Source organism: Glycomyces buryatensis, from assembly GCF_004912275.1.
Lineage (GTDB): Bacteria > Actinomycetota > Actinomycetes > Mycobacteriales > Micromonosporaceae > Glycomyces > Glycomyces buryatensis.
This window is the reverse complement of sequence record NZ_STGY01000066.1, coordinates 1-11,879: the sequence shown is the minus strand read 5'-3', so window position 1 is coordinate 11,879 and position 11,879 is coordinate 1. Positions and strand designations below refer to the sequence as shown.

13 protein-coding genes are annotated in these 11,879 nt (G+C 68.7%); 6 read left to right on the top strand and 7 right to left on the bottom strand.

The features are described from left to right. The first annotated feature begins 58 nt into the window (after positions 1 to 58). Complete coding sequence (locus tag FAB82_RS17590) at positions 59 to 874, top strand: helix-turn-helix domain-containing protein (RefSeq protein ID WP_211116652.1); 816 nt, start codon at positions 59 to 61, stop codon at positions 872 to 874. A gap of 31 nt (positions 875 to 905) precedes the next feature. Here FAB82_RS17590 and FAB82_RS17585 read toward each other — a convergent pair whose 3' ends face one another. Further along, positions 906 to 1,241 (bottom strand): ArsR/SmtB family transcription factor, encoded by a 336-nt coding sequence (locus FAB82_RS17585; RefSeq protein WP_136535848.1) that lies wholly within the window; start codon positions 1,239 to 1,241, stop codon positions 906 to 908. Positions 1,242 to 1,295: 54 nt separating this feature from the next. Between FAB82_RS17585 and FAB82_RS17580 the strand changes: the two genes are divergently transcribed. Further along, a complete protein-coding gene (locus FAB82_RS17580) occupies positions 1,296 to 2,468 on the top strand; it encodes an MFS transporter (RefSeq protein WP_136535847.1) in 1,173 nt (390 codons plus the stop codon). Positions 2,469 to 2,495: 27 nt separating this feature from the next. On the opposite strand, the gene truB is transcribed toward FAB82_RS17580, so the two are convergent. From truB to FAB82_RS17560, 4 genes are all read right to left on the bottom strand, one after another. Further along, the gene (gene truB / locus FAB82_RS17575; RefSeq protein ID WP_136535846.1) at positions 2,496 to 3,392 is read right to left on the bottom strand and encodes a tRNA pseudouridine(55) synthase TruB; all 897 of its coding nucleotides are present in this window, start codon (positions 3,390 to 3,392) and stop codon (positions 2,496 to 2,498) included. A 216-nt stretch (positions 3,393 to 3,608) separates the two neighbouring features. Then, complete coding sequence (locus FAB82_RS17570) at positions 3,609 to 4,931, bottom strand: MATE family efflux transporter (RefSeq protein WP_136535845.1); 1,323 nt, start codon at positions 4,929 to 4,931, stop codon at positions 3,609 to 3,611. Continuing rightward, on the bottom strand, positions 4,928 to 5,365 hold the full coding sequence (gene rbfA, locus FAB82_RS17565) for a 30S ribosome-binding factor RbfA (RefSeq protein WP_136535844.1): 438 nt from the start codon (positions 5,363 to 5,365) through the stop codon (positions 4,928 to 4,930). The genes FAB82_RS17570 and rbfA overlap by 4 nt, the downstream gene beginning before the upstream one ends. A 41-nt stretch (positions 5,366 to 5,406) precedes the next feature. Continuing rightward, a complete protein-coding gene (locus tag FAB82_RS17560) occupies positions 5,407 to 5,703 on the bottom strand; it encodes a DUF503 domain-containing protein (RefSeq protein WP_136535843.1) in 297 nt (98 codons plus the stop codon). A gap of 185 nt (positions 5,704 to 5,888) precedes the next feature. Between FAB82_RS17560 and FAB82_RS17555 the strand changes: the two genes are divergently transcribed. The 4 genes from FAB82_RS17555 to FAB82_RS17540 all read left to right on the top strand — a co-directional run bounded on the left by FAB82_RS17555 (position 5,889) and on the right by FAB82_RS17540 (position 9,728). Beyond that, positions 5,889 to 7,037, top strand: coding sequence for an RNA-guided endonuclease InsQ/TnpB family protein (locus FAB82_RS17555; RefSeq protein WP_211116651.1), 1,149 nt, complete (start codon positions 5,889 to 5,891; stop codon positions 7,035 to 7,037). Between the two features lie 151 nt (positions 7,038 to 7,188). Next, positions 7,189 to 7,719, top strand: coding sequence for a DUF6069 family protein (locus FAB82_RS17550; RefSeq protein WP_136535842.1), 531 nt, complete (start codon positions 7,189 to 7,191; stop codon positions 7,717 to 7,719). 81 nt (positions 7,720 to 7,800) lie between these two features. After that, positions 7,801 to 9,069, top strand: a complete 1,269-nt coding sequence (locus FAB82_RS17545) for a sensor histidine kinase (protein WP_136535841.1) — start codon at positions 7,801 to 7,803, stop codon at positions 9,067 to 9,069. A gap of 11 nt (positions 9,070 to 9,080) precedes the next feature. Then, positions 9,081 to 9,728 carry a LuxR C-terminal-related transcriptional regulator gene (locus FAB82_RS17540; protein ID WP_136535840.1) on the top strand — a complete coding sequence of 216 codons (648 nt, stop codon included), beginning with the start codon at positions 9,081 to 9,083 and terminating at the stop codon, positions 9,726 to 9,728. A 59-nt stretch (positions 9,729 to 9,787) separates the two neighbouring features. On the opposite strand, the gene FAB82_RS17535 is transcribed toward FAB82_RS17540, so the two are convergent. Both FAB82_RS17535 and FAB82_RS17530 read right to left on the bottom strand, forming a co-directional pair. Next, entirely contained in the window at positions 9,788 to 11,305 is a 1,518-nt protein-coding gene (locus FAB82_RS17535) for an alpha/beta fold hydrolase (protein WP_136535839.1), read from the bottom strand. A gap of 166 nt (positions 11,306 to 11,471) precedes the next feature. Continuing rightward, on the bottom strand, positions 11,472 to 11,798 hold the full coding sequence (locus tag FAB82_RS17530) for a tetratricopeptide repeat protein (RefSeq protein WP_136535838.1): 327 nt from the start codon (positions 11,796 to 11,798) through the stop codon (positions 11,472 to 11,474). Positions 11,799 to 11,879: the final 81 nt, after the last annotated feature.

Sequence of the window (11,879 nt, the reverse complement as noted above, 5' to 3'; positions counted from 1 at the left end):
CACTGACATAACGGGCAAAATACCCGTCCCCTCGCCCGGACCGGCGTCCGGCGTCGAGATGTCCACTCTGGCGCAGCTGCGCTCCGGCCCCGTCCTGACCGGTCCGGTGCGCTCACAGCGGCACCACCTGCTGACGCTCACCTCGGGTGCCCTGCGGCCGACCGTCGACTTCGCCGAGTACGCGATGGCGCCCGGCCAGTGGCTGTGGGTCCGCCCGGGCCAGGTCCGGCAGTGGGGCGATCTGCAAGGGGCCGAAGGGACCCTGGTGAGTTTCGAGCGCGATTTCCTCGATCCTGACACCGCCATCGGGGTGTGCGCGGACGACCCGCACGCGCCGGTGCTGCGCGTCCCGAGCACCGAGGACCACGCGCTGCTGCGGGTGGCCACCAGCCAGCTCCAGTGGGAGTGCTCCGCCGCCGAGCGGACGCCGCTCGACACCCACCTCCAGGTGCTGCGGCATCTGCTGGCCGTGCTGGCCTTGCGCGTCTCGGGCCTGCCGGCCCGCGGCGGCCTGCTGACGGAGCCGAGCGAGGTCTACCTGGCCTTCCGCGACGCCGTCGAACGCGACTTCGCGGGCACCAAGCGCCTGAGCGACTACGCGGGGGCGCTGGCCTATTCGCCGCGCACGCTCTCGCGCGCGACGCTCGCGGCCGCCGGAGTGCCGGCCAAGGAGTTCATCGACCGGCGGGTCGTATTGGAGGCCAAGCGAATGCTCGCCTGCACCGACCTGGCGGCGGCCCGCATCGGGGCGCGGCTGGGGTTCTCCAGCGCCACGAACTTTAACAAGTTCTTTCACCAGCGCACCGGAACCACGCCGATCGCCTTCCGCGCCAGCGTGAACCAGGAGCCGCTCGGTCCGCCGAGGCAGCGCTGACCCCCTTCGGCAGCTCAGGGAAGGGATCTCGTCACGGCCGTTTGAGCGTGACGGGCGTGGCGTCGTCCGGCGCGGCACTCATCAATGCGCCCAGGAGTCCGGGAAAACGGGACTCGAGGTCATCGGCACGAAGGTGCACATAGCAGCGGGTGCCCTCCTCCCGCGTCCGCGTCACGCCCGCGCCCCGCAAGGTCTTGAGGTGATGGCTCAGCGTCGACTTCGACACCGGGGCGTCCAGTTCTCCCCACTGGCGCTCCCGCCCATCGGCGAGCAGGCAGACCAGGCCCAGCCGCAACGGGTCGGCGAGCGCCGACAGCACTTTGGTCAGGACGATGTCGCCGGTATCGGGGTGTTCCGGATTGCGCATGTCTCCATGATAACTTGTTCGATGTTCGCCGAACATCGAACAATGGAATGGGACATGACTCGTAACCACCTGTGGCTCGCCAGCCTCTTCATCGCCACCCTGTCACTCGGCACCGACGAGTTCGTCATCGCCGGAGTCCTGACCCCCGTCGCCGCGGACCTCGAAATCAGCACCGGCGCGGCCGGACAGCTCGTCACCGCCTTCGCGCTGGCCTTCGCCCTCGGCGCCCCGGTGCTCGCGGTGTGGTTGGACCGCCACCCGCGCCGTCCGGTACTGTGCGGCGGCCTCGCGATCTTCGCCCTCGCGAATCTGGGTTGCGCCGCGGTGGACGACTTCCCCGCCCTGCTCGCCCTCCGAATCCTGGCAGGATTGTCGGCCGCGGCGGTATCGACCAGCGCCTTCGCCATCGCCGCCGCCGGCGCACCCCGGGGCCGCCAGGGCACCTACCTCTCCGTGGTCACCGCAGGCCTGACCGTGGCCCTCTTCACCGGCGTCCCGATCGGCGCGTGGATCGCCGACGTCTTCAATTGGAGGGCGACCTTCGTCCTCATCGCCGTCGTCGCGGCCGCAGCGGCGCTCACCGCCTTCAGCACGCTGCCGCCCCTGCCCGGCGCCGCCCCCGCACCCCTGTCCGAACGGCTCGCGCCGCTGCGCCATCCCTCCGTCCTGCGCATGGTCGCGGCGATCTTCCTGTGCGGCACGGGAGGACTGATGTTCTACACCTACCTGGGGCCGATCACCGAGCGGACCACCGGCAGCGACGAACACCTTCCGCTGCTCCTGCTCCTGACAGGGCTGGTGGGCGTCGGCGCCGCGCTCGGAGGTGGACGGCTCAGCGACCGATTCGGGCCGCGGCGCTCCCGGGTCATCGTCATCACCGGACATGCCGCCGCGCTCGCCGTCCTCGCACTGCTCGCGGGATACGGCGCGCCGATCTGGGCCTTCGCCGCGATCGTCGCGGTCTGGTCGCTGTTCGCGTGGGCGCTCAATCCGCCCATGCAGGCCAGCACCATCGCGGCGGCCCCGGACGCCCCCATGACCGCGGTCTCGCTCAACATCACCGGCCTGTACGCGGGAACCGCGATCGCAGGCGCCCTCGGCGGACTCGCCCTCGACCACTTGGGCCCGCAGGCCATTCCCGTCATCGGGGCACTCGCCCTCGCCGCAGCCGGGGTGATCGCGAGCCCCGCGACGCGGCCCGGCCGGCTCGTCGGGAGCCGAGCTTGACCGTGCCCGCTGGGGCACTCACCGACGTCAGGCGGCGGCGAAGACCGTCTCGGGCTTGGCGCGGTCGCCTTCCTCGGTCATGACCGCCAGCAGTTCGCCCTGTTCGCCCAGCACCGCGTAGCGGCCCTCGATGCCGGCGGCGTCGATCGACTTGCCGTAGGAGAGGGCCTTCGCCTCGGCCTCGGTGGCGGTGCGGGTCGGCATGAGCCGGGCCGCCGCCTGGCCCATCGTCAACGCGCCCAAGGATTCTCCTGCCTCACTGCGCTCCGCGAGCTCGTCCAGGGTCGCGGCGACGTCGATGCCGAAGTTGCCGATCCTGGTGCGGCGCAGGGCGGTGAGGTGCCCGCCGACGCCCAGCGTGTCGCCGAGGTCGCGGGCGATGGCGCGGATGTAGGTGCCCGAGGAGCAGGAGACGTCGACGTCGATATCGGTGAACGTCTCGCTGCGTCGGATCCGGCCGATCTCGATCGAAGCGATGGTGACTCGGCGGGCCCTGAGCGCGACGGTCTCGCCCTCGCGAACGCGCTGATAGGCGCGCTTGCCGTCGATCTTGACGGCGCTGACCGCGCTGGGGACCTGGTCGATCTCGCCGGTCATGGACACCAGGGCGGAGCGGATCGCCGCCCCCTCGACTCCGGAGGCGTCGGTCTCGGCGATCACGTCGCCTTCGGCGTCGTCGGTGATCGTGTTCTGGCCCAGTCGGATCGTCGCGACGTAGGACTTGTCCAGCCCGGAGACGTAGGTGAGCAGCTTGGTGGCCTTGCCGATGGCGAGGATGAGGACGCCGGTGGCCATCGGGTCCAGGGTGCCGCCGTGTCCGATCTTGCGGGTGCCGCAGATGCGACGCATTCGGGCCACCACCCCGTGCGAGGTGATGCCCTGCGGTTTGTCGACGACGATGAGGCCCGGATGCGGTGTGGTCACAGCGGTACAGGCTAGCCGTGGCCGCCGGGTCGGTCGCTACTGGTGGCGGTCGAGCGATTCCTGGAGGGCGCGGCGGGCCTCCGCCTGCTCATCATCCCATTTAGTGGGACGAGTGCGGCGCTTGCGCTTCGGTGATGAAGTGGTCTTCATCCTCGAAACCTTAACGAACGTTCAAGATCATTTCATGGGTGAAATCACATAGTGGGACAAGAGCTGTTAGTCGCGCTCGGCGCCGGTCACGGCCCAGGCACCGGATCGCAAGCGCCACAAGATCATCGCGAGGCGGACCAGCATGAACACGACCAGGCCGCCCCAGATGCCGGCCAGACCCCAGTCGAAGACGAGGGTGAGCCAGATGAACGGGAGCCAGCTCGCGGCCGCGGCCACGGACATATTGCGGGTGAAAACCAGGTCCCCGGCCCCCAGCAGCACCCCGTCGAGTGCGAAGACCACGCCCGCCACGGGCAGCGCCGCCACCAGCCACGGCCAGATGAGGCCGAACTGGTCCCGCACGGTCGCGTCCGAGGTGAAGACGCGCGGAAGCACCGGCACCAGTGCGAGGACGACGATCAGGAAGACCACGCCGTAGCCGAGCCCGACCCAGGTGACGCGCTTCGCCGAGGCCTTCGCCGTGGCGACCTTTCCGGCGCCGAGGTCGGCCCCGATGAGGGCCTGCGCCGCGATGGCGACCGCATCGAGCGCCAGCGCCGCGAAGAACCACAGCTGCATGCCGATCTGGTGGGCCGCGAGGGAGGTCGCGCCGACCCGGGCGGCGACGGCGGTGGCCGAGATGTTGCAGGCCTGCATGGCCCCGCCGCGCACGATGAGGTCGCGGTTGGCCATGAGCTGCTTGGTCAGCAGCGGCCAGTCCAGGCGCAGGCTCGTCGCCTCGCGACGCAGCGCGAGCAGGAACAGCGTCCCGGTGATGGCCTGCGCGAGGGCGTTGGCCCACGCGGAGCCGACCAGGCCGAGGCCGACGGGGTAGACGAGGATCGGCGCGAGTACGGCCGAGATCAGGAACGAGACGCACACGAACCACATGGGCCGCACCGTGTCCTGGATCGCCCGCATCCAGCCTTGGCCTGCGGCGGCGACCAGGAGGAACGGCGCGCCGAGGATGGCGATGCGCAGCCACTGCGCGGCGGCGTCGGCGACGGCGGGGGTGTCGCCGAGGGCCGTGGCCAGCGGCCCGGCGAGGATTTCGACGACGAGGACCATGACGAGGCCGACGGCCAGCGCCAGCCAGGTGCCTTGCACGCCTTCGGCTACGGCACCGTCCGAGTCGCCGGCGCCGTAGCGGCGGGCGGCTCGGGCTGTGGTGCCGTAGGCGAGGACCGCGCCGATGAACGCGGCGAGGCCCATGATGGTTGCCCCGGCCGCGAGGGCGGCCAGGGGGACGGCGCCGAGGTGGCCGACGACGGCCGTGTCGATGAGGACGTAGATCGGCTCGGCGGCGAGGACCACCAGGGCCGGGAGGGCGAGGGAGGCGATGCGCCGATACGAGGCGGGGGCGACCTCCGCATCGGCGCTCGCCGTCATTTCGTGTTTTCCGCCTCGTCCTCGTGCTCGATATACGGGTTCGCTTCGCCGGCGTAGGTCTTGCCCTCGGCGATCTTGTGGACCTGCTCGTCGGCGTACTGGGCCTTGGCGAGCAGCTCTTCGATCCGGTTGGCCTGGTCGGGAACGGTGTCGGCCACGAAGGTCAGCGACGGCGAGTGCCGCATGCCCAGTGCCCGCCCGACGGTGGTGCGCAGGTGTCCGGTGGCGCGTTCAAGCCCGATCGCGGAGTCCTTGACCTGGTCTTCGTCGCCCATCACGGTGTAGAAGACGGTCGCCTCGCGCAGGTCGGGCGTCATCCGGGCGTCGGTGATGGTGACCATGCCGACGCGCGGGTCCTTGAGTTTGCGGACCGCCTGCGCGGTCAGCTCCAATACCCGCCTGGCCACCTGGGCCTGCTTAGCCGCGTCTGCCATGTCGTCTCCCTGCCTCTAACTACTGTTGCTATTCGGCTGTGTTATTCGTCCTCGGGTCCGAACACCCGCCTGCGGGCGCTCAGAAGCTCGGCTTCGGGGCGTCCCGCGACGTGATGCTCGCACGCGTCGAGGATCTCTTGTACATGCCGGTGGTCCCCCGCCACTGCGGCGACGCCGATCGTGCTGCGTCCGTGCACTTCCTGATCGCTCACCTCGGCCACCGCCACTTCGTACTTGCGAAGCGAGGCGATGATCGGGCGCACGTAGGAACGCTTGGCCTTCAACGAGCGGGAGTCTTCGGGGAGGAGGAGGTCAAATTCAACACATCCGGTGAACACCGCTCTAGATTACGCGCCGCTCCCGACATCCCCAATCGCTTTACACCGTGATTTCCGGCTAGAGGTCCAGGGCATCTTCCGTTTGGAGGAGTACCAGAATCACCTGACGATCGGTCCCGCGAAGCGGGACTGTTCGAACCTTAGTTTGGCGGAAAGTGTCGGACCCCGCTTCTACGATCGTGAGTGTGAAGCAGGTCGTGGTGGTGAAGCTTGAACCGGTCGATGCCGACCGGGATGCCATGCGGCGCACCCTGCACGCGGCCAACACCTTCGCGAACGAGGTCTCGCGGATCGCCTACCGTAACCGGAGCCGGAAATCCGGTCGGGTCGAGTCGTTCCAGGGTTTGCAGCGGCGCTGCTACCAAGACTTGAAGGCCGCCGGGTTCGGTGCGCAGGCAGCCCTGCACGTCATCAAGAAGACCCGTGCCGCATATGCGGCCGTTTACGGCCAGGTCGAGTGCGGCATGCTGCGAGGCAAGCGCGCCCGCGCCGCGATGAGCAAGCCGGTCGAGTTCCGTCCCGGTGGGGCACAGCCGTTCGACGACCGGTGCCTGTCCTGGGACCTGGAGGCACGGACAGACTCCATCTGGACCCTGGAAGGTCGCCGGAAGAACATCCCGTTCGCTTGTTCGCGCGCGGATCTGAAAGTGTTGGTCGATCACCGGCAGGGCGAGTCGGATCTACTGGAGCGCGACGGCGCGCTCTATCTGGCCGCGACGATTGAAATCCCTGAGGAAACCGAATACGAGCCGGTCGACTTCATCGGTGTCGATCGGGGCATCGTGAACCTCGCGACGACCTCAGATGAAATCAATTACCAGGGGAAGGGCCTGGAGCGGTACCGGCGCAGCCAAGCCAGGGTCCGGGCCGAGCTGCAGGCCAAGGCCACGAAGTCGGCGAAGCGGAAACTCAAGCGGCGCTCGGGCCGCGAGTCGCGGCATGCGGCGAATGAGAATCATCGAATATCAAAAGAGATCGTGTCGGCGGCGAAACGCACCGGACGCGGGATCGGCCTGGAAGACCTTGAGGGCCTCCGCGACCGGGTACGGCTACATGCGTCCCAGCGGGGCAGGATCTCGAATTGGCCGTTCCACCAGCTCGCGCAGTTCATCGCCTACAAGGCGAAGCGGGCCGGGGTGCCGGTGGTGGTCGTGGACGCGCGGCATACGTCGCAGCAGTGCCCTCTGTGCCACCACACCGAACGCGCTAACCGGAGAACCAGGGATGAATTCGAGTGTCGTGGGTGTGGTCTCGCTGGACCCGCCGACGTCATAGCCGCCGTGAACGTGCGTGCACGTTCACGGATGGCTTGGGCTGTTAGTCAAAGGTCCTAACGACGCTCCCCGAAATGGGTAGCGTCAATGTATCCTCCACGCCGCAGCCAGTGGCGGAGGACGAGGTGCAAGCCACCGCCATCAGGCGAATGGCGATTTGACTCACGTACGCCTGGCGCGATGGCGGAAGCAGGCGAGCAGAGGAGACCCGATGTCGGCACCGCAGGGCGGCTGGGACCAGCCGCAAGGAAACGACCCGACCAGGCGCTACGGGGCCGTGCCGCAGCCGCAGTCCGGGCAGCGTCCCTCCGTGGACGCCGGCAAGCTGTGGGCGGGCGGTTTCGGGACGGCGGTGGTGGCCGCGCTGGTCGCGCTCGTCGGCATCCTGCTGGTGCGCGGGGTCCTCGACATCGCCATCCTGTCCCCCAGCGAGGCCGGCATGTACGGCGACGCCTCGACCACCGCCTACGCGTTCGTGTCGTTCGCGATCGCGATCCTGGCCACGGGGGTCCTGCACGTGCTGCTGCTGCTCATGCCGCGGCCGATGAGCTTCTTCAACTGGATCATGCTGCTGGCCATCGCCGTCGCGGTCCTCATCCCGTTCACCGTGAACGCGCTGCTCGAATCGCAGATCGCGACCGCCGCGATCGACCTGGTCATCGGCATCTGCATCATGAGCCTGCTCAACTCGGTCGCCGGCATCGCGACCCGCTCGAACCAGCCGCCCGGCGCGGGCGCCTGACCGGGGGTAGGGCTGTCCCTACCTCCAAGACGCCGGTGCGCAGGCTCGCGGCGGTCGGCCTCTCTTCTCTACATTTGACCCATGCGTAAAACCTTCCGGCAACTGGGGATCGATTCGGGCTACCTGCTCGCTTCGTTCTTCATTGCCTTGCCCGCCTTCATCATCGGCGTCGTCGGCTTCGCCCTCGGTCTCGGCACCGCCGTCATCTGGATCGGCGTCCCGATCATGGCCGCCACGCTGTTCGCGATGCGCGGCATGGCGGCCGCCGGGCGGGCCCAGATTCCGCACGTGATCCGCCGCGAGGTGCCCCGGCCGCACTACAAGAAGGCGAAGCCCGGCGCCTCTGCCCTGCGCCGGTACCTGACCGCCCTCACCGACGGCCAGTCCTGGCTCAACCTGCTGTGGGCCGTCGCGGCCCTGCCGATCGCCGTCGCCGGTTTCGCCGTCGCTATCGCCTGGTGGGCCGCGACCATCGGGACGCTCGCGTTCCCGCTGTACGGGTGGATCATCAATGCCGCCGTCGGCGAGGAGAACTACAACGCCGGCCCCGACTATGCCGCCGTGTGGCTCGGCTGGGGCGACTCCTATACGGCCCAATCGATCGTCGCCGTACTCGCCGGCCTCATCGTCGCCGTGCTGCTGCCGCTGGTCATCCGCGGCATGGCCCTGGCGCTGGCCTGGACCGGCAAGGGACTGCTCGCCTCGCTCGCCGGCCTGTACGAACGCATCGACACCCTGGAGGAGTCGCGCGACGCCGCCACCTCCGCCGAGGCCGACGCGTTGCGCCGCATCGAGCGGGACATCCACGACGGACCGCAGCAGCGGCTGGTCAGCCTCGGCATGGAACTGTCCCGGGTCCGCCGCCAAATGGAGGCCAATCCCGAAGCGGCCCAGGCGACCCTGGACGCGGCCATCTCCCAGACCCGCGAGACCATCGACGAACTGCGCGCCCTCTCTCGCGGCATCGCCCCGCCGATCCTGACCGACCGAGGCCTGGAGGCGGCCCTGGCGGCCCTGGCCGCGCGCTCCACCGTCCCGGTCGACCTGGACGTGCGGGCCCGTGCCCGCTACCGGACGAGCGTCGAGAGCACGGTGTACTTCGTCGTCGCGGAGGCTCTTACCAACGTGGCCAAGCACGCGCAGGCCACCAAGGCGTCGGTGACGGTCGAGGACTGGGACGATAGGCTGGTGGTCTCGATCGGCGACAACGGGATCGGGGGCGCGCATGTCTCGAAGGGGCACGGGCTCTCGGGCCTGGCCGACCGGATCAAAGCCGCCGAGGGACAGTGGACCGTCGACTCTCCGGAGGGCGGGCCGACAGTGATCCTCGCCGAGGTTCCGTGCACATAAGGGGTTAACGGGTGCGCGTAGTGGTGGCCGATGACGCAGTGCTGATTCGTTCCGGGCTCGTCAAGCTCTTGGAAGAGTTCGACTGCGAAGTGGTCGCCGAGGTGGGCGACGGCGACGCTCTCGTGGAGGCCGTCGCCGAACACCGGCCCGATGTGTCCGTGGTGGACGTGCGAATGCCGCCCTCGTTCACCGAAGAAGGACTTCGCGCCGCCACCCGCGCCCGCGGCCTCGTGCCGGGCTCGCCGATGCTCATCCTCTCGCAGTACGTCGAGGTCTCCTACGCCGACGACCTCCTGGCCGACGCGCGCGGCGCGGTCGGCTACCTCCTCAAGGACCGGGTCATCGACGTCGAGGACTTCATGGACTCCCTGCGCCGGGTCGCCTCCGGCGGCACGGTGTTCGACCCCGAGGTCGTGTCGCAGCTGATGGTCCGCCGGCGCAAGGACGATCCCGTCGCGAGCCTCACCCCGCGCGAGCGCGAGGTCCTGGAGCTCATGGCCGAGGGCCACTCGAACCGCGCGATCGGCAAGAAGCTCTTCATCTCCGACGGCGCGGTCGAGAAGCACATCCGCAATATCTTCACCAAGCTCGCGCTCAGCAGCGAGGACGGCGACCACCACCGCCGGGTCAAGGCCGTCCTGGCCTACCTGCGCTCCTGAGCGAACCGGAGGACCGGTCTCCCGGTCCCCCGGTCGCGCATTACTTCAAATCCAGTTGTCTAGTAGGGACTGACCGCGCCCGGCAGTCGCCGCTCCGAGAGCACCGTGGCGCCGGGGAAGTCCAGGTTCGGGCAGCTCGCGCCCTCGTCCGGGACCGCGCGTTCGACGAAGTAGGCGTTCGTGAGGTCGTCGATGCATTCCGACGTCCCGCCGTAGATGGTGTGCAGGTACCCCTCGTAGGTGAGCAGATTGCCGTCGGCCTGGGCCGAGGCGGTCTCGGACCATTCGTAGACCGTGGCGAAGTCGTGCTCGTTGCCGATGAACAGCAGCTCAGGGGCGTGGTCGATGTCGAGTTCCCCGCGTTCGTTGGTGTTCTCGATGCCCGAGCCGACGCAGGCGAGCGCGAACTCGTCGTACGGCGTCCACTCCACGTCGGGGTACTCGGCGGCGAGCTTGCCCTGGAGCGCGTCAAGCTCCGCGAAGTCGGCGATCTCGAACCCGTAGTCGGAGCACCAGGCCGGGTAGAAGAGGTTCTCGACCGCCTCGGGCTCCTGCAGCTGCGAAGTGCCCGGGAGAGACTCACCGGCGAGCATCGCGGCGTAGTCCTCGGCCAGGAGCGGCCAGTCCTGCGGGAAGTTCGCCGCGAAGGTGTAGATGCCGGTCAGGCCGTAGAAGTCCAGTGGCTCACCGGTATAGGGGTCGACGAGTTCGCCCGCCCGCGCCGACGCCTTGAGATCGGCGTAGCCGGCCCTGACGTCCTGGCCGTGGAGCGCGCACTCGGGTTCGGACTCGCACCAGTCGGCGAAGGCGTCGAAGTTCTCCTCGACCGGGGCGGTCTCGGTACTCATGAAGTCCCACGTGGACTCCAGGCTGTGGTCCATGTTGCCGTCCAGCACCATCGTGCGGATGTGCCGGGGGTACCGCTCGGCGTACTGCTGACCCATGATGGTGCCGTACGAGTAGCCGAGGTAGTTGAGCTTGCCTTCGCCCAGCGCGCGGCGGATTCGCTCCATGTCCTCGACGGTTTCGAGATTGCTGACATGGTCGAACAGTTCCCCGGTCCGCTCGCGGCAGTCGTCGGTGAGGGCCGAGTTGGCCGCCTCGAGGGACTCGAAGGACTCCTGGTCGGTCGGTACGCCGATCGAGGCGACGGCGCCCATGGCGTCCTCGCCGCACAGGACCTGCGTGCTGGAGTTGACGCCGCGGGGATCGAAGCCGACGAGGTCGAATCGCTCGGCGGCCTCGCCGGTCAGCACGTTCACCTGCTTGACGACCTCGACGCCCGACCCGCCGGGCCCGCCCGGGTCCATGAGGATCGTGCCGAGCTTCTCGTCCGGATTCGCGGCCTGCCTGCGGGCGAGACCGATCTCGATCTTCTCGCCCCACGGCTTGGAGTAGTCCAGCGGGACGGTGATGGTGGCGCAGTCGACCTCTTCGACGGGATCGACTTCGGCGCACGGCTGCCAGTCGATGCCGTGGTGGGTCGGACCGGCCGCGGCCGCGGGTGCCGCGGCCAGGAGGGTGGTGGCGAGGACCGCGGCGGCGGCCGCGGCGAGGTGTCGGGTGCTTCTTCGCATCCTGGAATGCCTTCCAGTTGAAGGGACCTGGGCGCCTCAGATCGCGGCCCAGGGTTCATATCCACTCGGGATAGACCAAATAATACGAAAAGCTTTGGCCCCATGGGGTTCCGGACATTTCCACATTTGCCCCGATTGCCTCCTCAACCCCGGCTACACCGTTGGCCTATCTGCGTTCTCGAGCATCCTCCAAGACCGTGACCGCGTCGCCGACGCGGTCTTGGAGGATGAGCAGTCTCGCCAGATCGGTGGCGTTCGCTCCATCGACGTGCATCGGCCGCAGCACCGCTATGGCTTCGTCAAGTCGGCCGGCCTGCTCCAACATGACCGCCAGGAGCCGCGTCCCGCACCTGGTGTCGACCGAGGGGTGGCCGCGCAACTCGGTGATCGCCTGGTCAGTGCGGCCACCGTCGGCCATGAGCGAGATGCGCTGGCCGAACAACTCGTCCGTCATGCCCCCGGATTGCTCTGCGAGGTCGTCGATGACCGCCAACCCCTCCTCGACGCGACCCTGCCCGGCCAGCAGAAGGCACAGCCATTGCTGTCAGTCTGGGGTCGTACCGTTTGAAGCCAC

Excerpts from the sequence above, each read along its gene's own strand:
- FAB82_RS17585 (WP_136535848.1), bottom strand. The coding sequence starts at position 1,241 with ATGCGCAATCCGGAACACCCCGATACCGGCGACATCGTCCTGACCAAA.
- FAB82_RS17550 (WP_136535842.1), top strand. The coding sequence starts at position 7,189 with ATGTCGGCACCGCAGGGCGGCTGGGACCAGCCGCAAGGAAACGACCCG.
- rbfA (WP_136535844.1), bottom strand. The coding sequence starts at position 5,365 with ATGGCAGACGCGGCTAAGCAGGCCCAGGTGGCCAGGCGGGTATTGGAG.
- FAB82_RS17580 (WP_136535847.1), top strand. The coding sequence starts at position 1,296 with ATGACTCGTAACCACCTGTGGCTCGCCAGCCTCTTCATCGCCACCCTG.
- FAB82_RS17570 (WP_136535845.1), bottom strand. The coding sequence starts at position 4,931 with ATGACGGCGAGCGCCGATGCGGAGGTCGCCCCCGCCTCGTATCGGCGC.
- FAB82_RS17590 (WP_211116652.1), top strand. The coding sequence starts at position 59 with ATGTCCACTCTGGCGCAGCTGCGCTCCGGCCCCGTCCTGACCGGTCCG.
- FAB82_RS17545 (WP_136535841.1), top strand. The coding sequence starts at position 7,801 with ATGCGTAAAACCTTCCGGCAACTGGGGATCGATTCGGGCTACCTGCTC.
- FAB82_RS17535 (WP_136535839.1), bottom strand. The coding sequence starts at position 11,305 with ATGCGAAGAAGCACCCGACACCTCGCCGCGGCCGCCGCCGCGGTCCTC.